This is a genomic window from Vibrio sp. L5-1, assembly GCF_021728315.1.
Taxonomy (GTDB): domain Bacteria; phylum Pseudomonadota; class Gammaproteobacteria; order Enterobacterales; family Vibrionaceae; genus Vibrio; species Vibrio splendidus_K.
Genome location: NZ_JAKKCQ010000002.1, coordinates 326,839 through 349,462, shown reverse-complemented (window position 1 = coordinate 349,462; position 22,624 = coordinate 326,839). Strand labels below are relative to the sequence as shown.

Annotated in this window: 32 protein-coding genes; 11 read left to right on the top strand and 21 right to left on the bottom strand. The window is 47.5% G+C overall.

What is annotated here, in order from left to right; genetic code table 11:
- Positions 1-31: 31 nt before the first annotated feature.
- On the top strand, positions 32-265 hold the full coding sequence (locus L3V35_RS08410; RefSeq protein WP_172379794.1) for a DinI-like family protein: 234 nt from the start codon (positions 32-34) through the stop codon (positions 263-265).
- 43 nt (positions 266-308) lie between these two features.
- Here the strand turns inward: L3V35_RS08410 and L3V35_RS08405 are convergent, their stop codons facing one another.
- From L3V35_RS08405 to L3V35_RS08330, 16 genes are all read right to left on the bottom strand, one after another.
- Positions 309-1,364, bottom strand: a complete 1,056-nt coding sequence (locus tag L3V35_RS08405; RefSeq protein WP_132785037.1) for a site-specific DNA-methyltransferase — start codon at positions 1,362-1,364, stop codon at positions 309-311.
- A 189-nt stretch (positions 1,365-1,553) separates the two neighbouring features.
- Complete coding sequence (locus L3V35_RS08400; RefSeq protein WP_237299306.1) at positions 1,554-1,745, bottom strand: hypothetical protein; 192 nt, start codon at positions 1,743-1,745, stop codon at positions 1,554-1,556.
- Between the two features lie 88 nt (positions 1,746-1,833).
- Positions 1,834-2,418 (bottom strand): DUF2913 family protein, encoded by a 585-nt coding sequence (locus tag L3V35_RS08395; RefSeq protein ID WP_132785033.1) that lies wholly within the window; start codon positions 2,416-2,418, stop codon positions 1,834-1,836.
- A gap of 92 nt (positions 2,419-2,510) precedes the next feature.
- Positions 2,511-3,848 carry a phage minor head protein gene (locus L3V35_RS08390; RefSeq protein WP_237299304.1) on the bottom strand — a complete coding sequence of 446 codons (1,338 nt, stop codon included), beginning with the start codon at positions 3,846-3,848 and terminating at the stop codon, positions 2,511-2,513.
- Positions 3,836-4,936, bottom strand: coding sequence for a DUF935 family protein (locus tag L3V35_RS08385; protein ID WP_237299302.1), 1,101 nt, complete (start codon positions 4,934-4,936; stop codon positions 3,836-3,838). Before L3V35_RS08385 ends, L3V35_RS08390 begins: the two co-directional genes overlap by 13 nt.
- Positions 4,875-5,306: a hypothetical protein gene (locus L3V35_RS08380; RefSeq protein WP_237299300.1), complete on the bottom strand. Its 432-nt coding sequence runs from the start codon at positions 5,304-5,306 to the stop codon at positions 4,875-4,877. Before L3V35_RS08380 ends, L3V35_RS08385 begins: the two co-directional genes overlap by 62 nt.
- Before the next feature lie 9 nt (positions 5,307-5,315).
- Complete coding sequence (locus L3V35_RS08375) at positions 5,316-6,317, bottom strand: major capsid protein (RefSeq protein ID WP_057620461.1); 1,002 nt, start codon at positions 6,315-6,317, stop codon at positions 5,316-5,318.
- 55 nt (positions 6,318-6,372) lie between these two features.
- Positions 6,373-6,996 carry an Ig-like domain-containing protein gene (locus tag L3V35_RS08370; protein WP_237299298.1) on the bottom strand — a complete coding sequence of 208 codons (624 nt, stop codon included), beginning with the start codon at positions 6,994-6,996 and terminating at the stop codon, positions 6,373-6,375.
- Positions 6,993-7,388: a hypothetical protein gene (locus L3V35_RS08365; protein ID WP_237299296.1), complete on the bottom strand. Its 396-nt coding sequence runs from the start codon at positions 7,386-7,388 to the stop codon at positions 6,993-6,995. Before L3V35_RS08365 ends, L3V35_RS08370 begins: the two co-directional genes overlap by 4 nt.
- Positions 7,388-8,239, bottom strand: a complete 852-nt coding sequence (locus L3V35_RS08360; RefSeq protein WP_237299294.1) for a hypothetical protein — start codon at positions 8,237-8,239, stop codon at positions 7,388-7,390. Before L3V35_RS08360 ends, L3V35_RS08365 begins: the two co-directional genes overlap by 1 nt.
- 126 nt (positions 8,240-8,365) lie before the next feature.
- Complete coding sequence (locus L3V35_RS08355; protein WP_237299293.1) at positions 8,366-8,878, bottom strand: phage major tail tube protein; 513 nt, start codon at positions 8,876-8,878, stop codon at positions 8,366-8,368.
- A gap of 8 nt (positions 8,879-8,886) precedes the next feature.
- On the bottom strand, positions 8,887-10,680 hold the full coding sequence (locus L3V35_RS08350; protein ID WP_237299291.1) for a phage tail protein: 1,794 nt from the start codon (positions 10,678-10,680) through the stop codon (positions 8,887-8,889).
- A 71-nt stretch (positions 10,681-10,751) separates the two neighbouring features.
- Positions 10,752-11,093 carry a GPW/gp25 family protein gene (locus L3V35_RS08345; protein ID WP_132785023.1) on the bottom strand — a complete coding sequence of 114 codons (342 nt, stop codon included), beginning with the start codon at positions 11,091-11,093 and terminating at the stop codon, positions 10,752-10,754.
- 119 nt (positions 11,094-11,212) lie between these two features.
- Positions 11,213-11,935 (bottom strand): phage baseplate assembly protein V, encoded by a 723-nt coding sequence (locus L3V35_RS08340; protein WP_237299289.1) that lies wholly within the window; start codon positions 11,933-11,935, stop codon positions 11,213-11,215.
- An 8-nt stretch (positions 11,936-11,943) separates the two neighbouring features.
- Positions 11,944-13,614, bottom strand: a complete 1,671-nt coding sequence (gene terL / locus L3V35_RS08335) for a phage terminase large subunit (RefSeq protein ID WP_237299287.1) — start codon at positions 13,612-13,614, stop codon at positions 11,944-11,946.
- A complete protein-coding gene (locus L3V35_RS08330; RefSeq protein WP_048615430.1) occupies positions 13,611-14,162 on the bottom strand; it encodes a phage protein Gp27 family protein in 552 nt (183 codons plus the stop codon). The genes terL and L3V35_RS08330 overlap by 4 nt, the downstream gene beginning before the upstream one ends.
- Positions 14,163-14,301: 139 nt before the next feature.
- Between L3V35_RS08330 and L3V35_RS08325 the strand changes: the two genes are divergently transcribed.
- The 10 genes from L3V35_RS08325 to L3V35_RS08280 are packed head-to-tail and all read left to right on the top strand — an operon-like array spanning position 14,302 to position 19,786.
- Positions 14,302-14,940 (top strand): hypothetical protein, encoded by a 639-nt coding sequence (locus L3V35_RS08325; RefSeq protein ID WP_237299286.1) that lies wholly within the window; start codon positions 14,302-14,304, stop codon positions 14,938-14,940.
- A complete protein-coding gene (locus tag L3V35_RS08320; RefSeq protein ID WP_237299284.1) occupies positions 14,937-15,524 on the top strand; it encodes a hypothetical protein in 588 nt (195 codons plus the stop codon). Before L3V35_RS08325 ends, L3V35_RS08320 begins: the two co-directional genes overlap by 4 nt.
- The gene (locus L3V35_RS08315; protein WP_237299282.1) at positions 15,525-15,923 is read left to right on the top strand and encodes a phage tail protein; all 399 of its coding nucleotides are present in this window, start codon (positions 15,525-15,527) and stop codon (positions 15,921-15,923) included.
- A complete protein-coding gene (locus L3V35_RS08310; RefSeq protein WP_237299281.1) occupies positions 15,920-16,138 on the top strand; it encodes a tail protein X in 219 nt (72 codons plus the stop codon). The genes L3V35_RS08315 and L3V35_RS08310 overlap by 4 nt, the downstream gene beginning before the upstream one ends.
- The gene (locus tag L3V35_RS08305) at positions 16,129-17,160 is read left to right on the top strand and encodes a hypothetical protein (protein ID WP_237299279.1); all 1,032 of its coding nucleotides are present in this window, start codon (positions 16,129-16,131) and stop codon (positions 17,158-17,160) included. Before L3V35_RS08310 ends, L3V35_RS08305 begins: the two co-directional genes overlap by 10 nt.
- Before the next feature lies 1 nt (position 17,161).
- Positions 17,162-18,328, top strand: coding sequence for a baseplate J/gp47 family protein (locus tag L3V35_RS08300; protein WP_237299278.1), 1,167 nt, complete (start codon positions 17,162-17,164; stop codon positions 18,326-18,328).
- A gap of 23 nt (positions 18,329-18,351) precedes the next feature.
- On the top strand, positions 18,352-18,612 hold the full coding sequence (locus L3V35_RS08295) for a hypothetical protein (protein ID WP_057620485.1): 261 nt from the start codon (positions 18,352-18,354) through the stop codon (positions 18,610-18,612).
- Positions 18,609-19,148: a lysozyme gene (locus tag L3V35_RS08290; RefSeq protein ID WP_237299276.1), complete on the top strand. Its 540-nt coding sequence runs from the start codon at positions 18,609-18,611 to the stop codon at positions 19,146-19,148. The genes L3V35_RS08295 and L3V35_RS08290 overlap by 4 nt, the downstream gene beginning before the upstream one ends.
- Position 19,149: 1 nt before the next feature.
- Positions 19,150-19,512, top strand: coding sequence for a hypothetical protein (locus L3V35_RS08285; RefSeq protein ID WP_237299275.1), 363 nt, complete (start codon positions 19,150-19,152; stop codon positions 19,510-19,512).
- Positions 19,454-19,786: a hypothetical protein gene (locus L3V35_RS08280; RefSeq protein WP_237299273.1), complete on the top strand. Its 333-nt coding sequence runs from the start codon at positions 19,454-19,456 to the stop codon at positions 19,784-19,786. Before L3V35_RS08285 ends, L3V35_RS08280 begins: the two co-directional genes overlap by 59 nt.
- A gap of 134 nt (positions 19,787-19,920) precedes the next feature.
- On the opposite strand, the gene L3V35_RS08275 is transcribed toward L3V35_RS08280, so the two are convergent.
- The 5 genes from L3V35_RS08275 to L3V35_RS08255 all read right to left on the bottom strand — a co-directional run bounded on the left by L3V35_RS08275 (position 19,921) and on the right by L3V35_RS08255 (position 22,564).
- Entirely contained in the window at positions 19,921-20,196 is a 276-nt protein-coding gene (locus L3V35_RS08275) for a hypothetical protein (protein WP_057620491.1), read from the bottom strand.
- On the bottom strand, positions 20,181-20,642 hold the full coding sequence (locus L3V35_RS08270) for a regulatory protein GemA (RefSeq protein ID WP_237299271.1): 462 nt from the start codon (positions 20,640-20,642) through the stop codon (positions 20,181-20,183). The genes L3V35_RS08275 and L3V35_RS08270 overlap by 16 nt, the downstream gene beginning before the upstream one ends.
- Positions 20,643-21,031: 389 nt before the next feature.
- Positions 21,032-21,412, bottom strand: a complete 381-nt coding sequence (locus tag L3V35_RS08265) for a hypothetical protein (protein WP_237299269.1) — start codon at positions 21,410-21,412, stop codon at positions 21,032-21,034.
- A complete protein-coding gene (locus L3V35_RS08260; protein WP_132715494.1) occupies positions 21,402-21,653 on the bottom strand; it encodes a hypothetical protein in 252 nt (83 codons plus the stop codon). The genes L3V35_RS08265 and L3V35_RS08260 overlap by 11 nt, the downstream gene beginning before the upstream one ends.
- Positions 21,653-22,564, bottom strand: coding sequence for a hypothetical protein (locus tag L3V35_RS08255; protein WP_237299268.1), 912 nt, complete (start codon positions 22,562-22,564; stop codon positions 21,653-21,655). Before L3V35_RS08255 ends, L3V35_RS08260 begins: the two co-directional genes overlap by 1 nt.
- Positions 22,565-22,624: the final 60 nt, after the last annotated feature.

Below are 22,624 nucleotides of genomic sequence, written 5' to 3'. Positions count from 1 at the left end.
TTATACAGTATATTTAAAAGAAGAGTTTATTATGCGCGTTGATATGATCGTCAAAGCTTCTGGTTTACCCAAAGGGACATTCTCTTTGATTGAGCCTGAAATTCAAAAGCGTTTGTCGGTACTCGATCCCGATGTTTGTGTCCGTATTCGCAAGGGTGAAAACAATCATCTGGATATCATGGAAAGGGATAAAACCAAAAAAGAGAAAGCCCATGCGCTTTTGGAAGAGATGTTCAATGAAGCGGACGAGTGGCTGTACAACTAAATATGACAAAGGCGCAATTAAGCGCCTTTCTTTTTGTTACGGACTAACTATTAATAGCTTGGAAAGATGCTAGCGTTTTTTCAAAAGTTTCCTCTTCCATTTCAATACCGATAAAACGTCGATTCAAACTCAAACACGCCTTACCTGTAGAGCCACTGCCCATAAACGCATCGAGCACCACATCATGTTCACGACTGCTGGCCATAATGATATGTTGCAGTAAGTCTTGTGGTTTTTCGCAGGGATGCTTACCAGGATAATATTGCACCGGTGCAAACTGCCAGACATCGGTATAAGGCACCTCGCTGGTGACGGAGAACGGTCGACGTAAATGTTCGTATTGCGCTTTTAGATCATCGTATTCCAACACCAAGTTTTGGTAATTATTTTTTAAAACGTCATACTCCTCCACCAGGTCACCATGCGTCTTCGTTAATTCTCCTTTTTTACTTGCGAAAAGCTGTTGAAGCTTTTGGTATTGCGCTTTGTTGGGGAGTTTCCATTGGCTTTCACTAAACCAATGAGAGCACATTTGCGTCCCTGTTGCCGCATTGATTTCTTTTGCCGTGACCCTAAGCTGTTTACGAGCATTGATGAAGTAATCCATCAAAGGTTTGAACACGTGTTTCTTGAGCTCATTGCATTGAGAAGCGTAACCAGAGCAGCCTTTGGCATAGCCTTCAGCGTTATAGTGGCCAGCAAATAAAACACGTTCGGTGGACGGAAAGAACATGCGTAAGTCCGGCTTATGCATTCTTCGCCATGGGCCTGACGGTTTGGCCCAAATGATGTGGTTAAACACTTCAAAGCGGCTTCTGATAAGGATTTCAGTATCACTAGCCAGCTTTGAACCACAGAACAGATAAAGACCTCCTGAGGGTTTGAGGACTCGCCAGAACTCAAGAAGCACTTCATCGAGCCATGCCAGAAATGAAGCGACATCTGGCCACTGATTGTCCCATGCATTACGTTTGACTTGGAAGTATGGTGGGTCGGTTAAAATCAGATCAATGGAGTTATCGTCAAGCGTTTTAAGGTAGGTTAAACAATCAGCATGGATGAGGGTGGCACGGCCATCGTGCAATGTGTGTTGGTGCATTCTTATCTCCTGTTAGCAAGAGCCTTGAACACAAATAGCGATTGAAAGCCGCCAGCAATAAAGAATTAAAGCTGGCGGCGTTTTGCTGCTTCCTCTCCAATTCCTTTATCAAAAAGGTCTTGGGTCTCAGGTACTCAAGGCATCAAAACACCTATCAACCTTATCACGCGAAACTGTGTTTTTATACAGTTAATTATTTCGAATTAATTGCGCTAAATCTGGATAGGGCTGTTGTGAAAGCTGTTCGATAACAAAGGCCACGTGATGGACAGAGTGCTCAGGCAGCATTTGGGATACAGAGATAGGGTCGACATGACCTTGTTTAGACTGTTCAATAATCAAACTGACTAACGGCTTACATTGGGGTTTAATCGTTAACATGCTGAAATTCCATGTAAATTTCACGTGGTTACGACATTAAGATGGTGTGCAGCGAATAGCCAGTGCTTTGTGGTGAAACTTGAGTTAATTAGGACTCCGCAGGATGTAACAGCAGGTGAGCTTGATGCGTTATTGCATTCCATTCTTTCATTTCTGCGATAAACAAACCATGTCGATGAATGCTGTCAATGAGGTCATAAGCTCGCTCATGTTGAATGAACATAGATAGAGGGGTGATCTGTGTCATATTGTCAAAACCATGTTCAATGTGTTCTTCTAACAGATACAAAACATTAGGTTCTGCCTCGGTTCCTTCCTCTAAAAGCCTCGACTCAATACCTTCTTCATCATATAAATACACGAGCAGTGAATACAATTTCTCCGCCCCAGCGATCTTGATCTTTTTAGCTTTTTCATTAAGTTGATAGAGCTTCATTTCAAGATTTCCTCCTTTTGTTCGAGCCGTTTGAACCATTAAGCGAATGTCTTTTTTAATCGCTGCGTAAGCCTTATTCTTCATTTTGGGTTTCAGATATTTCAATAAAATTTCATTACGCTTTGCAATGGGCACGAAACGCGAGCTGGTCGATACTTGGAACAACAAATGAAGCAAAGCATGCGTTATGGTTTGGTGTAGTGTTCGATAGTAATCAAAGTCTTTTGTGATTTTCATAATGATTAAAAGTATTTGACTGATATTATCAATTGTTATGCGGTCGTCCTGTCTTTAAATCAAGCTATTGAAATAATTAAAATGAAAGGTTGTTATCGCACTTCGATAAACATCTGTTTGGAAAGCACTTGCTGAGCGATAGTGCTTACTCGGTAGACCCGTGCATTGCCATACGCACTCGCAAACGCTACGCCTCTGAGTGAATCGTCTAACTCAAGCACAAACTGCACACTAGGTAAAAATTCACCACTTTCCAGCTCATCAAAAGCCAATAACACGTCATCAGGGGCGGCAAGCAATTTGTCTTGTATCATCTCTCGAAACGGCTCTAGCTCTGGCGATTGCTTTATCGCGTTATTGAGTGTGGTCGCAGATAAACCTTGTTTAGCGACAGCTTCTGCTTGCTCTTTCAAGACGCGTTTACTTTGTGCGTGAGAGTAATTGAGAATGCTTTGGGTCAGTCCATATTTTTGCGCCCGCTCCATCATCGATGCTGGCAGCGTTTTCATTGATACTAATGGCGAGCTAGTAAACTGATGCTCTTTGCCAGTCGTCGCATCCTTATCCAAGGCTGTGCCACTGACTTCGGCTGAGGCCTGTCGCATCGATGCTGGTAGTGCTTCATATTGCTTGCGTGACAACACTGACACGGTCGCACGGCACTTATGGTGGTTGGGCGGGTAAAAACTTTCCCAAAATGGATCGTCTTTGGGCTTAATCACGCCATCGAGCTTTCTGCACAGTTCTGTGGTGCCTGAATCGAGCACCGACGAATAAACCAGAAACTCCACCAAGTCGTTATAGGCAATCTGAGTCCAACGGCCTGAGTTATATGCGGTCATCATATTGTTGCGATAATGCAACTCTAACCAATAAGGATTGACCTGAGAGAGTCCTTCTTGCTCAAGAAGTTTACGGATGCTACCTAAGGTTTCAGAGCGTGATGCTCCGCTTTCTAATGCGTCTTCATAACGTTTTTTGACGCGATTGACCGCATCAATACTGGAGACGTTCGCGACCGTAAAGGCGCGCAGCTTCATCGCTGCTTCCATTTGACGATACGCTTTGGTATCGGTCGGTATCATGGCTTTGAGTGAATCAATCGCTTCCTGAAAAGGCACCTCATCCACGGCAAGATAAATCGGCGCGCAAGTGAGTTCGATAGGTTTATCGCTGGCATCATTGATCGCATTATGGATATGCGCTTGGCCCAGCAGCCAGCTCACCATCATCGAAGCGGCATAGATGTTGGTGTATTGCGTTGTCACTTGGGTGATATCGATATCGCCTGGGTTTGAATACACTTTGAACGCGGCTTCCAGTTCGTTTGAAAGGCTTTTGACGGTTAATGAAAGCGCCTCATCTTCGAGGCGCTGTAATTTAGTGAGGTTATCGGTCTCTTTTTTATCAAGACTCTTTAAAGCAGACATAAATGCTTTCCTGGTGCATCTGAAAGATACGTGGATTCACGACGGGAAGAGGGGCTGTCGACAATGTTGTTCACCAACTCTTTATAAGCGTCCTCATCCACTCGAATTTTGAGGCTGCCTTCACGACCATTGGCTAAGAAAATCCATTTAAGCAGCGTATCGTTAAGCGTCTTATGCACCAGGCGAGCATCGCGTTTGGAGACACGCATGCCCGCTCTTTCATGGACTTCACCCAATGACCGAGAGCCGTATTTTTGATTGCCGTTTGTCAAGGTTTGACCGGTGATGCGCTTGGCGATTTTGTTATCAATGTATTCAATGGTTCGAAGCAGTTCATCCACCTTACCGTTGGCATCAAGGGTGACGATTTCTTTTACACCAGAGAGTGCCACCGCATCTCCGTTCATCACAGGGGCTAACGAGTTGGCAATCGCTTGTACGTCATCCCCGCCATTGGCATTTTCAGCCAGAGCAATCGCCGTTGGGATCGCGTACTTCTCACCAAGGCGCTCGATGTTGGCCCAGCTGATCCACTTACTTTGCCAAATAGGCCACACTGACTCTAAGATAGTTTCGCCGTATGGACGCTCAGTGGTCGCATTGCGCAGCACGGGAATGACTTTCCCTGCCACAGGCGTTTTCGCTGTGTAATCCACAGCGCTGTACACTAAGGTACCATCCTTTAATAGGCGGAAGTCTTCAGGGCGTTTGGGCTCTGAGTGGGTGAGGCAAAGCTGTGAGCCGACTTTCTCCCAGATAAGCTCCACTGGCATAAAACCAAATTCCGTCGCGCTTAACATCTGCTCCATCAACATTTCTAAATCAAAGTCTGCCATCACCTCGTTGTAAAACGCGATGTCACTGGCTGAGCCTTCCATCACGTAGGGCACCGTCATGGCCGTGGCATGACGCATTTCAATGCTTGATGCGACCTCTTCATCGAGCAGCATGGCGCGAATGGCCCCAAAATAGTAGTTGCTGCTTTGGTAGCGAGCGTTGCCGAGCTCTGCTGGTAATGGGTAGTGATTAACGATAACGTCGGTGGGAAGCCGAGCGATAAGGGACGATAATGTGAGATTCTTGATCACGGGCAATCGCAGCTCCTGTGTATTGAGCACCGCTTTCAGTGCCATGGTTAAGGCCAAGCAAGGCGTTGATTAATGCGAGCGCTTCGTCTTTGCGATCATCAAAATCAAACTGGCTAATTTCACCTAACTCGTAAATCGCCCTTTGAGTCATGCCTTCAGCCAACACTTCTTTGTCATCCTCGCTATAAAGGCGAGACAAGGCATTCTTTTGACCAAGATAGGCATAGCACCAACGCGCGGCTGATTGACAAGCAGTTTGAGCGTTGTTCTCATCGTTGTAAGTTAAGGAGTGGTAGATTTGCTCATCCAGGGAGCTCGATACTCCCTGGATGGTGACCATCGCTCTTAACTCGGTAAGGGTAATAGCCATTATCACTCCTTACTTCAGTGCGTCATCGGCCCAGCAGATGGCATCCACGACAACCGCAGGCAAAGGCTTTGACATGGTGTACACATCCGCGCCACTTGGATCGTCGACTTTCTTTACTTTCGAGAAGAAAGGTAAGGCCTGAAGGCCTGCGTCCAAATCATCGAGCGCGGCATAGTACGGTGTGTGGCCTGCCTCAAGGTCAATCATCACCATCTTGTCATCATCAACGGTTTTTACGCGGGTTTTCGTACCGCCTACCATGGTTTCGTATGAACCATTTTCAAGATTAATGAGGTAGCCGCCTACATTGACTTGACCCTTGCTGACTTTCACATCGAGCACGTTGGATTTATTTTTCCCTGCTAAGGTGACAATGCGAGCAAACAACGTTTTACCACTCAATACTTCCAAATTTGCACCATAACCTTTCGCTTGAATGGCTTCATCCATCTCTTGCAATGCGGTGTACACTTGTTCGATGGTGGCGTCTGTGGCTTTCAGGGAGCGATTAAAGTTGTAGCGAAGGGTTTCCCCAAAATCCACTTCGAACAATTCCATTGCGCCGTCTGCGGTTTTCATTGGGTAGGCAATCTTACCTGTTAGCGATTGAGCACACAGCGCTTCAGTTGAGACTTCAATCTTGCGCATCACACCAAACTGAAGCATTTCAAAAAACTTTTTAATGTTCTTTAAACCTAATGCCTTAAGGTTGTTTAGCTCCGCCGCTGACACATGCGATACCGTCGAAAAACCCTGTGGCTCGATAGATAGAGTTTCTAAGTCATTGCCACCAAGCTGATACGCTTTCGTGCCACGACGTACCACCGGAATGTTAGACAGGGTCTCTTTGAGCACATTCCAGGGGATGCGCACGCTTGGGTAAAACACCGCCTCCCCAAACACCTTCTTGCGAATACGCATTGGCACTGGCTTGCGCTTTTTGTAGTTGTTTAGCAGCTCTGCCCACTCTTGAGGAGCTAACAGACTGCGTAAAATATCAATAATATCCATGCTTTGTTCTCTTTATAGCCGCTGATTGAACAGCGGCACGCATTAATGGGTGGGGTTATTGGTCTGAGCCTGACTCAGGAACGTTGTTGCCTGATTGCGCTTCACCATCGGGGGATGGCTCTGAGTCTTCTTTTGGCTCATCCGCAATCACTAAGCCAACGCTATCTTCGACGCGTGGGTATTCCCCTTTTTTCGTTAGGGCAACATGAATCGTTACTTCACCATCACTAACAGGAGTGATAAGTCCTGATTTTTCATCGACGGTGGCCACGGCTTCATCACTAGAGGTGTACTTTACGATTTGCTCGTAAGGGTTATTGAGAACAAGATTCAAACCACCGCTTTGCACATCAACGCCAAGCTCTGAGTACACAACCGGTGAGTCATCCACTTTACGAAAACCGACAGGCTCAAGCTTTAAGTTGTCGTCTGAATTATTTTCTACATCCGCTTTTAACTTTGCTTCCACAATAGGTTGACCTAATTGATGATAAGCATCCCCTTCACGTTTTAAGAGGTGAAGCTTTGCGATGGCTTGCTCAATCAAATCGTTACGACGTGAATGGTGCAGCAGTGTGCGTGGGTGAGCGCCCATTTGAACAAAGGCATTCGACGCGTCACGCAGCGCTTTAGAAAAGACACCATCTTGTTTGGCTTTTTGTTGCTCTAGGGGACTCATAACCAGGCTCCTTCTGCAAAGAGTTGAACGCAAGAAAGCGTAAATTCATTCGCGGCGGTGAGCGCAGAGTCATCCGCAAGCACCACACGGTCGCGAAGGTACGCGCCAAGGCGAAGTGCTGAAACAGAGGCATCACCTTTCATTTGTTTTGTGGTCACCACCCCCAGCGTCACTTGAGTGACGGTAAGGTTGCCAGCGCCATCATCTTGAACGGTGATCAACGGGGAGCCGTCCCAACGCCCAGTGATCACACCATCAGTGATCACCACGGCATGACCAGGCTCTAAATCGGTGATGCCATTGACCATCATTTGTTGGATGACGTTGCCACCGGTATAACTGCCGACAATGGCGGGAGCGCCCTTGATGGTGGTTTTCATTCCAAATTCCATTACCAACCCTCCGGATCAAAATTATCTTTTTGAGCATTGCCTGTATCCGCTAGCTCTAAGTTCTCAGTTAATTTATCCCAGACCGATGGTGTTGCCGGAACCGTTTTCTTCTCAGACATAGCACTTAGCATGCCTTTCAATTGACTGTAACGATTGCCATCACCAGAGGCGCAAAGCTCGATAGCGGACGCACCTTCAATCATGACTTTCACACTCTTGCGAAGCTCGTCGCTCATTTCACGCGAGTCCGCCAGTTCGGTCAGTGTTTCTTTACGATCGCCTGCCAACGTTTCTTGCATCGCAGTAACCGCACCGTTTGATTTGTCGTCATCGGTCTTGGTCGGCTCTCCATCTTTGCTTTGCTCACCTTCTTTTTTCACTGGCGGCGTATTGGGTTTAATCCCCATACCGTCAAGCTGCTCTTTGACGACATCGCCGAGCAGCGTTTTGAGTTCGTCTTTTTTCATGGTTATTCCTGTTTCATTGTCACCAGAGCCAGGTTGAGTACCGACATCTGCACTGAGATAGATAGCGTCATCACAAAAATCGCTATCGCTGAGATCCACCACATCACGGGTTTTCGTGTCCGCCGCCGGAGGAAGTTGACCCAAGAAGGCAAGATGGTGCATGTACCACTCACCTTCTTTATCCGGTACTGGATGGATGCCAGCACTGAAGCCTTCAAACTTGCCCGAATCTTCCAGTGTTTCCATTTCGGGGGTGTAAATCACCTCACCCACAAGGACGGTTTTTCCGCTTTTATCGCCACTGCCAGCTTCCGTTCTGAGGTTGGACGCTCGCCCCAACGCGGCAATCTGATCGCTGCCTTTGGTTGGGTGACCTGGGGTCACGGGAGGGCGGGCGTCCGATTTATAATGGCGAACCACCGATTCAAGCTGCGCTTTCGTGACGGGTTGACCATTTTTTTGAATGCCATCCGCCACAATTTCCAACTTACGAATTCGCATATCGACTCCTTACAAGGTCACGGTGATACCAAATTGCCCTGGTGCATCCGGTGGATATTTCGCTCCGGTTTGCATGTCGAGCATGAATACGCGTCCAGAGGTATTGCTGATCTCAATAAAATGCACAGCAATGTTGGCGCTGTACGGCGAGCCTTCATCGTTATAACCAGGCACCGGAGGGTTTTTCACAAACCCATGAATACGAGTAATACCCGCATCAATGATCTTGGTCCCCGTTTCGGAATCCAGCATGCGTACTTGTCCGGTGAGACGCAGCTTGATCCACCCATCGTTATTAGTCAGTTGAGCCACGTCGCCAAGCGCCACCGATTGAAACTCCACCGTTGCCGTTGGGGCTTCGTACTTGCCGGTTGGCACTTCGACATCACCCAGCCCCCCTAAGCCGCCCACCGTGGCCATCTTGCGCTGTAGGTCGCTGCTTGCGCTTTTTACGCGTCCGACGTATTGGGTTTCATTAATGAACGCCATCTGGTCACGCCAGACCACACTTTTCTCTGCCATGATTTACCTCATGCAATCAGTTTGTTAAAGGCGCTTTCTAACCCTTCAACGTAAATTTCAGCTTCAAATTCCACACTCTGCATAGGCACAGGCGGTGTCATTCGATAGCGGTACTTAATTTTGCCTTGCATCAGATTGGTGAGCGGGTTATCACCGGCATCAATTGATACATTGCTGTACACCAATGCGGTGCCTTCTTTCGAGCGAAGATAATCGTTCACCGTATCTTTCACGCGGCCACAGGTCGTATTGGCAATGTCAGTTGGGCTGGTGAACATCGGAAAGTCTAAGAACTGACGTGTAGCGTCCTCAATGCTTTCTTCTATGATGTCAGCCGTGCGGCGAACCGATAGAAATGACAGGTAATCGCTCTTGGCTGGAAATGCGGTGGAGTAGTTACCAAAGTTCTTCCAACCGCCATGGTTCATCAGCGTGGTAATGCCGTTCACGTTTAAGTAGTTCACATCACACGATGGATCGCTTGGGATGTAATCGAGCTCAATGGAAGGGCCTATCACATCGGCCATGACATAGTTTGATGGGGAGCACCAGTAACCGGTTTCCGGCACAATGTTCTGTTCGGTTTGGTTGCGATCTACCTGAGCAATTAAGCCGCATAAGCTTGGCGCGTACCAATCGACCACCGTAGCTCCGTCTTCATCTAAAATTTTTGGACGTGGCCAGCCAACATACGCTCGTTGTGAGGTGTACTTTTGCTTCCAAGCGTACGCCTCAGTGGGTGTTGAAATATGCTCTGGCATATCTCCTACCCAAATGCCACGGATAGTACTGACCGCCGCAACCGCAAGTCCCATCGCGCCTTCTTTATGTAAGATGCCTGGAGCCATGTTAATTTTGGATGAAAAGCCGTAGCTCTGTTTCGCTTTACGCAATAGCGGCAGTGCTTCCATAAATGTCGCCAGCAGTGCATCCGTCACACGAGACACCGTGAGCACGTAAGTCAGTTCAACGCCTGCCACATCGCCAATCACGACTTCAACGCCATTATCATTGATGTAGCGGACATTGCTCTTAGGGGCGAGTTTCACGGTGACGACGGTTTGACCTTCTGAAAGTGGGGTGATCGTGCCATCACCACTATCGACTAAGGCAAGGGCTTCATCATCAATTGACCAAACAGCGGTTTGTTCGTGCGGATTGATTAACGCGTTCGGCTGAGAGTCTGCGCCTAGAAACGCTGTCGCAACAGAATCCCCCAGCGTCGCTGGACTCATGGTCTTGCCTGCGTTTGGATTGATTTGCGCCACCGTCACCCCATAGACATGGGCTTCATCTACGTCATTCTCACCATCATTAAAGGTGACCAAAGCGGTGATGTTAGCAACCCCCGCTTTCACTGGTGTTACCACGCCCGTATCAGCATCGACGGTAGCAATGAGATCATTGTCCGAGCTGTATGCAATACGACAAGCGTGAGGGTTTAAAATCGTGACAGGTAAGCTTGCGCCATCATTAATATAAATAGAGACACTGGATGTGCTCATCGTGACGCCAGAGACCGCAGGCGTTTCAACGTCAGGGAAGTCGCTGTCCTTACCTAAAGGGATAGATAGAATGGAGTTGCTTGGAACATAGTGGTGAACGCGACGAATGGCATTGGCGAGCGTGCCTTCACCGAAGGTCTTCTTCGCGTCATCGTAATTAGTGGTGTGGTAGAGCTTTAATGGCTCTGCCAACTCAGAGGTGCCAAACACACCAATCACACTGGACGACACTTCGATGACCGAAATGGGACCTGTGAGCGATTCGATAGTTCGGATGCCGTGAAGTAATTCGGCCATGGATACTGTCTCCTGTTAATCAGTCGAGTCAGTATCTGAGATTATTGGAGGATAATTTCCGTTCGGCAGGCTTAAGCGTTAGTAAAATCGAACACGTCACTTTGCCCTGTGGCGAGGATTTGGCAAGAAAGCTTAATGCCAATAATGCCTTGTGGCAAATCGGTTTGAGTGACCACAATACTATCGAGTTTGACTCGAGGCTCATACTTGGCCACCGATTCAGCAATGGACACTTTCAACCCTTGCACTTCCCATTGAGGCTTATCAATGTACTCTAATGCATCCGCGGCGTAATCCTGCATATAAATACGTTCGCCTTTGCCTGTGTACACAATCATAAAAAGTGATTGCTTGATATCGGCCACCAAATCAGTGTTTCGTCCGCTTCCTGCAAATTTGAGTGAGTAGGTCATGCGTACCCCGTTTGAATTCGTTTGAAATCCGGTTTGAATGAGTTTGAATAAAATTATTTGAAATTCACACCAGATAGAAATTAAGCGCCCTTAGAATCGCTCTGAGGGCGTTTTGTCATTTATTGGTTTGCGTTGGACGTTGGTCTGCCTTTTGCGTCATTGTGGTTATGGCTAATCACGGCGACCGTAACACCATTGATGGTCACTGAGCCTTGCATGGTGGCACCGCTGCTCATCACGGCTGCGCCACCACTGGTGCTGCCGTAACCTGCTGCGCCTACTAAACCAGTAAAGGTGGCCGTTTTCATTCCCGTTAACGTATCCATCATGGTCGTCGCTTTTACGACCTTGAGGGTGTCATTGAGCGAGGTCGCACCTGTGACTTCCAGCTTCGCGTCAATCAATACCTTTTCTGTATTGACGGTAATGGCAGGGGTTCCACCGCCAATCTTTAGCACGCCCGTTTGGGTGGACTGGTCGTACTCAAGCAATGTGCCGTCTTTAAACTGAACCCCAAACTTATCGACATTCGCGATATAGGGCTTTGCTGATTTGTTTGCCATCGAGCCAAGCACAAAACCAGACATCATTGAACCGCTGGGGATGAACAGGCACAGCACCTGTTCACCTGGCTCAAGGTTGCACGAAATACTGACGCTCTTACTTCGTAGCCCCAGCACAGGCAGCCAATCTGACTCAGGGTAACGCAGCCCTGGGAAGGTCACTTTGACGCGCCTTAGCTCGGCATCCACCTTACTCACCTTGCCAATGCACACCAGCTTGCGCAGCATGGAGAGCACATCGCTGAGTTTGGTTTTCATTTCTACGAGTTTGTTGAACATAGAGATTCCTAACGCATCATTCGTCGCAAAGCACCACCACCAAAGCGTGAGAGCGCTTTCGCGGCGCTACTGATTGACTTGGGTGTTTGTGGCGTTGCGCCGCCCACAAAGCCAGATTCAAATCCACTGATGGCCATCTCCACCGCATCGGGGCCGTCATCATGACCACGAGGGAACTCTAAAAACATTTGACGAAGCAGCGTCTGAGTCTCTAAGAATTGGATAAGTCCGTTCTCCACTTGCGAAGAAAGTGACTTAATACGCACTTGCTTATTGCCTCCTTTGAACTCTCGAACCGGAAGGCGCACGCCTTTCTTCTTGGCATAACGCATCACTTCCTTTTTGTAAATCTTCTGGAACGCAACGGTTTCGAACATCACAAAGGACGGTCTGTGTTGCCGGAAGACATCCACAATACGCTGGGCAAACTTAAGATCAGACTCTTTCCAACCTTTGGCAAACAGCACATGATCCACCATAGTAATTTTATGTCGAGCCACCACGGCAATAAAGGACCAGTCGCCTTTTTTAAGGCCCGTAGCAGGGTCAATCGCCATACCAATGGTGCAATCTCGAAGATCCAATTCATAAGGTTTGAAATAGACAAACCACTCTTCCTTAAAGTCGGCATCTTCATCGGCAATGGGACGGTTCATCCATTCCGTCCACCACGCACTGCCTGACGCGATGCGTTTATTGTCTAACTCTTGCAAGCTCCAACGCGATGGAAATAAGGAATGCCCCGATGGGGTAATGGCACTGAAGCGCAGCCCCAACCAGTTAGGTAAACGACCGTCTTCAATTTGTTTAAGTAAACGTGACGGTAAATCGTCTGGGTGCATGATGGTGTTGGCGATAATAGTCAGCGCCCCTTTGCCCAGGTTCATAATAACGCGTTTAAACCAGCGCTCTGCCTGACGACGCAGTGTCGGCGATTCCACCTCTTTGTCATCAAGCAAGTCATCACAGATAATGTGAGTCGGACGTTGGTATTTATTCTTGATACCACGCAGCCGCTGCCCACGACCGACCGCCACGATGGAAGAGCCATTGGCAAGTTTGATTTTACGTTTAGTCCATGTGTTGCCGCGCTGCTCCCCATAGTCATCCAGAATCAATTCGTTATCTTCTAAGTCATCTTTAATGGCATCCATCATTTCTTTGGCGCTATCGGCGGACGCGCCACAAATGACAATAAAAGAGCCTGGATGATTAAGCGCCAGCCATAAGGGCATGGCCTGAGTATTACGGGTGGTTTTACCGTGGTCACGTGGCTCGATATCGAGAATGCCTTCATACTCCCCACGCTTGCCATTTTCAAGCGTAAGGGGCTGTTTGATAAAGCCGTGGTCGCGCGGGTCAATGAGCGCTTTGAACAGCGCTTCGTCTTGATGATTCAAGTGTCGATTGGCGGCCAGGCGAGTCAGTGCAAGCTGGTATTCACTGAACTCAAGCGTGAACGCATCCGGCATATAGATCTGACAGAAATACGCAAAGTCGCGTTTAGATTTGGCGCGGCGCTTTTGGCGCGCCTTTTCTTCTTTTTGTTGTCGTGCTAAATCACGCCGCTCTTGGGCTTTGGTGTTCTTCGTGACGCGTTTATCTTCAGCGGCGATATGTGCACTGTCTCGAATATTCTCTAAATCCGCATCGGATAATCCACCAAAGAGGCCGCTCATCGACGGCCTCGTTTCGGTTTTTGGTCGATACGAATCTTCTGAATGATGCTAACCAGCTCAAGTAAGAGCTCGGGGCGCGTCTCTTTGAGCATATCGGTAAGCTGACTTTCAAACTCGGCCTTTGCCGCATCCACACCTTTACGAAACTCGACTTTCAATCGGTCAAGGTTCACCTGTGCATCCGATAGTCGTGCTAACAAGTTGGCCAGCTTGTTCGGATCTTTAAATGACTCAGGACCAAACTCCAATTCACGCAATACTTTGAACATGTAGCGCTGCATGATTTGTAAGTTCAGCTCTGAGATATCGGTGTTGGGGCTGTCTTTGAATTCCTTTAGAAAGACCTCTGCCTGCTCTTGAACCAGACGCTGCTCTTCAATCAATTCCTGATTACTGCGAAGCACACGGTGCACTGACGAACGTGAAATATCAAAGCCGTCTTCTTTGAGCGCCTCCGCGATATCGTCCAGCTTCATCTTGTCCACGGTGTACATCTCAATGACGCGCTCAAGCAGCCCGTGCAATTCCACCTTTGAGCGTGGAGCCATGGGGTTTCCTTCTTATTGTTCTAGTGAGTGTGCAGCTTATCCCTCGAAGGGTTGATTAACTTCCGTTCGGCAGATGGCCGCTAAATAAAAGGCAGAATTTAAGCCTGGTTCAAACACCGTTCAATGGAGCGTATCAGCGATGAAAGGGTTTCTCGATGCACTGCACAACACCACCAAAGCGATTGAGGGACTGCCCGAGACGTTGGCTCCCTTTGGCTTGCAGTGCGTGCGCGACAACATGAAAAACGGCACTTTCAAAGCCAATTCACCATTGACCCAAAACACTAAAAACGCAGGGGCTAAGCCACTGTTTGATACAGGCGAAACTTATGCGTCATTGACGTATCAGGCAGGCAAAGATGAATACCGAGTGGGCACCAACAAAGCCCATGCGCCACTGATTAACAATGGCGGCGTGATTAAAGCTAAGAAAGCCAAGCAGCTCGCCATACCGGTCAACAAGCAGGTAAAGAAACGCACTGAGGTGTATGGGGTGCGTAAAACCTTGGAAGGATTAGAGCGTCAAGGCTGGAAGATTTTCTACCGTCCCCATTCCATCATGGGACGAGCGCCTTTGGGTGGTAAGGCTTTTGGGCAAAAGGTGAAGACCAAAGCCAACCGAAACAACAAAGGCGCAGATAAAGGCGTGTTCTATGTGCTGTATATCCGAACGCCGCAAATCAAAGTCTCCAGTCGTGAGTTCATGTATTTAAGTCCCGAGCAGCAGCAAGCGCAGCAAGAAATGGCGTTAGAGCAGTTAAAGGCGGCAATCCAATGAAAGTGATCCGAACATTAGAAAAAACACTGCAAACCTCACTCGGCATGCAGGCGGTAGTTGAACCTTCCAATGCCGTGGCCAGAAAAGAAGTGCGAGTGATGTTTAACGGCATTCGTGGTTTGAACCGCTTACCATTAGCAACGCAAGGCTCCTACGTCCCTTATGAAATGCTCCTTGATGTGGTGATTTCAGCCAGGGTCAGCGGCGGGAACACGCAATGCTTTTTATCTAGCCAGCAGATACAACTCAACCTGCGCATGACTGATTATCTCACCCATGATCTGATTGTTTTAAAAGACATTGGCGAAGACTTGCCTGCTGGTTTTGGTGAACTCTGTGAGCGGCTGACGGTCGTGGGCGATGCGGAGATGTCCGACGCTCGCAAACTATCATCGGGCTGGAGTGAGCCAAAACAAAACGATGACTTTGACTCCAAAGACGAACTGTTTACTTGGCGCGAGGATTGGCAAGCCACATTAGTGCTCACCGTACACAAACACTTTACCAACCCTAATGTGACTGAAATTACCGCCAAGAGCGTTCTCACGGGTGAGAGTCACACCATCAGTGATGAGGAACCATAGATGACAGAACAAACAACGAACTATTCCCAGTGGGGCGGCTTTGGTGACTTGATCTTTAAGGGGCGCTTCACACCAAACAAAATCAGCGACTCGCGCACTTTTAATATCAACAAACAAGATCTCATTAACGGTTATCCCGCGCACCAAAATATGGGGGAAGATGAGCACACCGCGTCATTGGAGCTGACCTTCAATAATTACTTTGTCGACATCACGAAAATGATCAAGAAGCTCGAATTAATGGGTGAAAACGGTGTGCCTCGCGCTTTGGTCGTGGGCTCAGAGGTGTATGGGCAGTTCTGTATTCGAAAAATCAATCGTACTCACATTGAAACCTTGCCCTCTGGCGTTATCACCAGTGTCAATTACCAAGTTGACCTAGTGGAAGTACGCGCATGAACACCTTGATTGCACGCCAGAGCGAGCGATGGGAGCAGCTTTGTTATCGTGCCTATCGCGCCAACAGCCAAACCTTAGTTGACGCGCTGTTTGAGGCTAACAGAGAGCTCACCCGAACCATGACAAGCTTTACTTTTCGTGGCGGTGAAACCGTTATTATCCCTGCAATTAAGGTGGTCAACACAGTCACCGTGGAGACGCCGCCATGGGCCTAATCGCCACGGGAGTTATTCGTCCGTTTGCCATTTTGCATTGGGCTGGCAAGGATGTGACCGCTGAGCTCAGTCGCTATGTCAAGTCCATGACCTATACCGACGTCATGGAAAGCAAACAAACTGGTACCGATACCTTGTCTCTCACTTTATTTAACAAAGACCGACGCTTTTGTCAGGCATGGTATCCGACCAAAGGGGACACCTTAAAACCGGGTATTGGCTGGTTAGATGAGCAAGGTCAGCGTCACGAGTGGTTGTGGGGCGAATTCAGTATTGATGAAGTGTCCTTCAAAATTGGGCCTGATGATGTGATGGTCGGTGCAAACGCCAAGCCGCCCACCATCAAGCGAGGTTTTATCGACAATCAGCAGTGCTTGGTACAAGAGAATGTCACGTTTGAGCGCGTTGCACAGTCTTGGGCAAAAGAGAGCGGCCTATCGTTTATCAAAGCGCCTGATACGCCTGACTTTCAATTTGCTCGCATTGAGCAGCGAGATGAAACCACCCCTGCATTCTTAACTCGATTGTCAGAGCAAACCAGTGTGCCGATGGCCATCAAAGGCAAGAACCTTGTGATGGGCAACTTTAAAGACGACGTGATTCAAATTGACACCTTAAACCGAGACATTCTCACCGCTCTCAATTTACCCGATAGCGCTCGTTCAAAGTACGTAGCGGTCGAAGTCAATGGTTATGACCAACAAGCCCAGCAGCTTTTTAGTTATCGCGCAGGGGATGCCACCGCGACGGGCGATCGAGTGAAGATGCTGCACAACATCGACAACGTGAAATCCATGGCAGACGCCAGAGCTTACGCCGAGTCCTATTTACAAAACGGCGCAGACGGGAAACAAGGCGCGAAAGGACGCATGTCAGTGACCAATATCATGTTAACCACCGCGCATTCGATTGAATTTTTAAACTTTGGCAACGTGCCAAACCGCTGGAAACCCACCACCGTGACGACCTCCATTAGTGGACGTTCGTGGACCGCCAGCGCGCAACTAGCAAGAGCGAACTGATATGACCAATCGATTCCCTAATATCCCAGAGCCGCAACTGGTCGAGGTGAATTATGACGCCGACCTTGTCAGCCTCAAGCAGCATTACCAACTAGGCACAGGGCACTATCCTGGCATCAACGATCCAGAAACGTTTCATCTTGAGCAAATCGCGTATGAGAAGAACGAGCTCAAAGCGCTCATTAACTACGAAAGCAAACAGAACTTGCTGCCGTTTGCAGAAAAAGAGCGTTTAGACAACCTTGGACTGCTCACTGAAACCGAACGGTTGCCTGCCTCAAAGGCCCGTACGGTAATGGCTTTTACCTTTACCCCTCATACTGGCTTTGTCATTGCTAAGGGCTATCAAGTGATTGCCGTGGATAACCAAACCCTGTTTGAAACATTGGAAGAAGTGGTGGTCAGTGCGGGCACGCAGAGTATTAATACCAACGTCGAGTGCGTCGACGCTGGCCTTCAGGGGAATGGTTTTTTAGCCGGACAAATCAATCAAGCCGTTGCGCCATTGGATGCGCTTGAAAGTGTGACCAATACCGAAGCAACACAAGGCGGCTCTGAGATTGAGGATGATGATGATTTTGCCTATCGAATCTATATTTCGCCGTCAAAGTTCAGTGTGGCTGGGCCGTACGAGGCGTATGAGTACTTTGCTCGCTCAAGCAGTTCATCAATTAAGAACGTGTCGGTTTGGACTCCGGCCCCGAATGAAATTGAAATCAGTGCCATTTTGCAAGATGGCTCGCTCCCTAACCAAGCCATCAAAGACTTGATTAAGTCAGAGTGCTCAGGAGATAAGCGAGTGCCTATGGGGGATTTGGTGCGCGTGGTGGATGCAACGGATGTCAGGGCAACGGCCAGCTTTCACCTGCAGATCTTCAGTGACTACGCCTCACTGGCTGAGTCCATTCAAATGACAGCAAAAACCAACATTGAAGCCGTCATTAATACGTGGAAGACGCAGCACGGACGCGACATAGTGCCTGCGGCCTTAACGTCGCTAGCCCAACGTATTGAAGGGGTGTACCTCGCTAAAGGGGCGGTGACTGGCAGCGATGGTCTAGTCATTACAGAGACGAAACCGGTGACCCAAAAACAAAGGCCGCTGATCACCCTAACGGCCGTCACCTTTGAGATCATCACTGAAAGTAGTCAACAAACATTTGAATAACCACAATAAGAGAGAAAAAGCCAATGAGTGAAACGGGAATGAAAGCCATCTTGATGTCCCTAACAGACTTAGCGGGTCTAAAGAAAGTCGGCACGTCTGTCATGGCCACGATCGTCAGTTTTGGCGTCAATGATATCGCACAACTAGTTGCGGTTACGGTGGGCATTATCTCGGGTTGTATGGCCATTCGACATTATGCGGTGGCCACTCAGCTTAATAAAGCCAAGTTGGCGCGCCTGAAAGCCGGTCATGGCACCCAAATGGAGTCGGAGGAAACCTCATGAGTTTGAAAACTAAAGCAACGAAAGCCTTGGTGTGCTCCATCATGGCCGTATTGGCCATCGTGTTTAACATCGACGACGCATTGAGTGTCAGTGAACGTGGTCTGCGTCATATTGCGAATGAAGAAGGTTGCCGCGCTCAAGCCTACCAATGCAGTGCCAATACTTGGACTCTCGGTCTTGGGCATACTCAAGGGGTGAAGCAAGGTGACACGGCAACGAATGAGCAAATCGCCCACGACTTTGTTAAGGATGTGGCCAGTGCTGAGAGTGTGGTGAAGCAGCATCTCACACGAACGCCGAGCCAAGCGGAATACGACATGATGGTAAGTTTTGTGTTCAACCTCGGCGCGGGCAACTTTGCTCGTTCGACCTTACTCAAGACATTTAATCAAGGAGACCATCGCGCGGCCTGCTTGCAATATCCGCGTTGGGTCTATGTTAATAAGAAAGACTGCCGCATTAAAGGCAGTGGTTGCGAAGGTATCCCCAAACGGCGAGATAAAGAGATGGCGATTTGTCTGAACGGATGGCAATAACATGGGTGTTCTAAACCAACTCAAACGCACGGCTTTCTGGTTAGGCTGCGCGATACTCATCGTGAGTTTATTGGTGAACTACAAGCTCTTCCACTACACCAGTGAGCTAAAGGCCAGTAACCAAGTGCTAGGCGAGACCATTACCAGCCAGGAAACCACCAACCACTTACTGGCTGAGCGCATCACCACATTAACCACCCAAAGGCGTGAAGCGCAGAAAATCGCGGACGAGGCGTCGACTCGAGAGCGCAAGGCTCGACATCAGCTAAAAACACGAGTCGAACAATTGGAAAAGGAGCTTGAACATGAAATATGCAGCGCTGAGCCTATCGCTTATCCTGTTGGCTGGGTGTCAGGATACTAAGATTGTCACTCAGTATAAATACCAAGATATTATCCAATCGCCACCTGTGGGTGACCTGGTGGAGTGTGAGCAGCCGTTTGACCAAAAGCCGCTGACTTATGGCGAAGCGGCCAGTCGTGATGCCGTATGGCTAACCTACTTTCGATTGTGCGCGTGTAAAATAGAGCGCAACCGAACTTTCTACGGTTACACCAATAAAAATGGCGCTTGCTCCAAACTGGATGCAAGCGCCATTCAAACTCTTTCATCACCGCCCGCTACCCAAACAGACTGAGCTGCTCCTTAGGTTTGCCATTAGCGGTTTCGCCTTTATCTTTGACAAACACAAACCAGGTTTGCAGTTTGGCGGCAAAAAAATAGCCATCTCGCACATGATTACGCTGGGTGCGAGTGCAGCTATTAAACACCTCATAGGCTGGAAGCATACGGATCGGTTTCGATGGCATGATAATTACTCCTTCTCCATAGGTACTCGGCCAGCTCTTTAGGGGTGTACCAATTACGAATACCCAAATCACTTTTGATGATCGCTTTATCAATCTGATTGAGGGTAGCTTGAAACTCGATAGCTGCGATGCGGTTATCCGGATACATTTCAAGTAATAGCGCCTCGAGCTCTTCTTGAGTTCGAGGGTTAAGCACCTCATAGCGAGGCTCGGCCCGAAACTTTACTCGCCTCGACATGACCCCTCCTTTTGAGCAAGCCAACGCTCAAGCCCTACGATAACAGAGCGAATATTGTCACGAGTTAGCCAGCGAGCACGTTCGACTTTCACTGTGCGCTTTACAAAGCTATCCAATGCAGGGTCATCCAATCCTTGCCAGCCCATTGACTTTGCCAAAGCCGCAAGTTTAGCCCATTGTTTACTGGATGGGTGGCGGGCTGAGCTGCCACCCAAGCGTTTTTTAAACTTGAGCGAGTCCTCTAAATAGCCTTGCTGCTTTAATTCTTCTACCAACTGGCGTAATGCACCATCACTCAAGTTCTTACAGCTTGTTTGGCCCGTTTGAATACCTAAATAGTTGCGATACTCATCGTCATCATAAAACCCCAGACGGTCATTCAACAGCGCTTTCACGCCCTTGTGCACCAAACCATAGTAAGCATGACGATTTATCTTCATTTTCATAATACCTCCTCAATAGGTAAAGTGAAGGGTTTATCCAACCAATTTTTGTTAGCAACACGAAGCGACAGAACCGTAAAGAACTCAGATTTTTCTTTGGTAGAGAAACCGACATCCTGACATAGTGTATTAAATAACTCAGTCCTATCGATATCAAGAATAAACTTATATTCGACTTGACCTCATGCCTTGCTGCACAGGCGACTATCGCAGGTTCTATCAGCTTGAGATTTGGGGTTGTCGACTTTAGGTCATCTGATACGAGCGGAAGAAATGACCATAAACGTTACTCACTCACAATAAGTTATTGTTCATAGTTTATGCATCTGGAAGCGTTTGTAAGAAAAATTTGAGGGGAGATAAAAGAAAACCGCCCGAAGGCGGTTAAAAGCTTATTTAGCCTTTAATATCCTCGGAGCTGCGGGGTCACACAAAGATAAGATCGCCTGTTCCGTATCATTTAATTGTTGGTTTAACTCTGCAATGTAATCTGGATCCGCATTTCTCTTTTGGGCAGCTGTGAGTGTAACCTCAATTTCACTCTTTTTAGATCTTAATTTTGTCTTGGCAGTATGAGTTGGTAAATCATCAACGTCAGCAAGGCAATAAAGGGCGAAGTAGACAACACCGGACACGACAAAAGGAACGGATGCTTGTATGACGGTAAGCCACTCATTTTCTGCAAATAATTGATTAACAAACAAAAGAGCAAACGAAGAGATCCCTCCGACACCCAATGTTTCAACCTTACCGACTTGGGGCTTATTTGACATTTTTACCCCTTGTATTTAAAAGGGCTTGAACTAACTCGTTAGTATTGTCTAATTGGATTACATCGGTCGTTACAGAGCCATCATCAGCAACAGTTTGAATTTCAATTGTTTTTACTGGGTCAATAATGTTGAGTGCAAATCGGGTGAGCTTATAAAAGATGCTAAAAACCAGAGGTGCTGACATAAAAAATGCCAGCACCTTTAGTATATGTAAGCTAATTTCTATAAGCTCTTGTTGCATTAAGACTTATCACCAATAACACGGATTACTTCTTTCAGATTATACACGGTCTTTGTGATTTTCCCATCAACCTGAGTCACTTCTTTCTCTATACTGACAAGGTACTTTTTATCTTTTGCAAATTCAGCATAGCCACCATTAATACGGTTAATAAAGGCTTGGTCCTTCATTTTTATCGTTTGAGGTTTATCTTCACTAGGTAAAAAAACTTTCCACCCGGAGCTAATTGAATCAAAGTTCACAGCCGCAAATGTAATTTGGTTTTGAAGGTCTGTTTTGACCACCTTAGTGGTTATGGTTTTAGAGGAAATAGGAGCGAATGCTACTGCATCTTCATTGTTTACTTCAGTAACCACATTGCCACTTTCATCTTTGATCTTAAATTTGGCCTTTGCTTTGCCTGAGATTGGCTTATTGACTATCTCAGATAAACTTTTCCTTACTTCTGGATTAGTCACCAGTGAAACAATCTTTGTATCGATTTCAATTTGCTGGCCATCTTCAGTTTCAATAATGGATGCACCTTTTTTGTCACTGGTTCTTGTTAGTTTTATTTTTTTATTTTTTAAATGAGCTAACGTAGCGAAAACAGTACCTAGAGGCACAGATGCTGATACCATTGCTTTAGCTGAGAAACCCAACAGATCAAGTAGTTCTTTACCACCAGTGTTATACCAAGCAATCAACTCAACAGTAAAACTCCCTGGTTTATGAGCTTTTACTTGGAGCTCCATCTTACTTTCTTCACCGTTAATTAAGCGGTTCGATTCATTTACTAGCTTGGATATATTTACCAAGCTATGGCCGAGAACCTCAGCATCAATAGAATGCCCCTTCGTTTCGTCCATGTCGTACGAAATAGCAAAAATACTGTTATTTTTAAAATCAGGATTATCTGATGCGTCGTTCATAACTAAAAAACCTTAATGGAAACATGATGGTGGATTAGAGCATTGTATGTTATTTAGGTA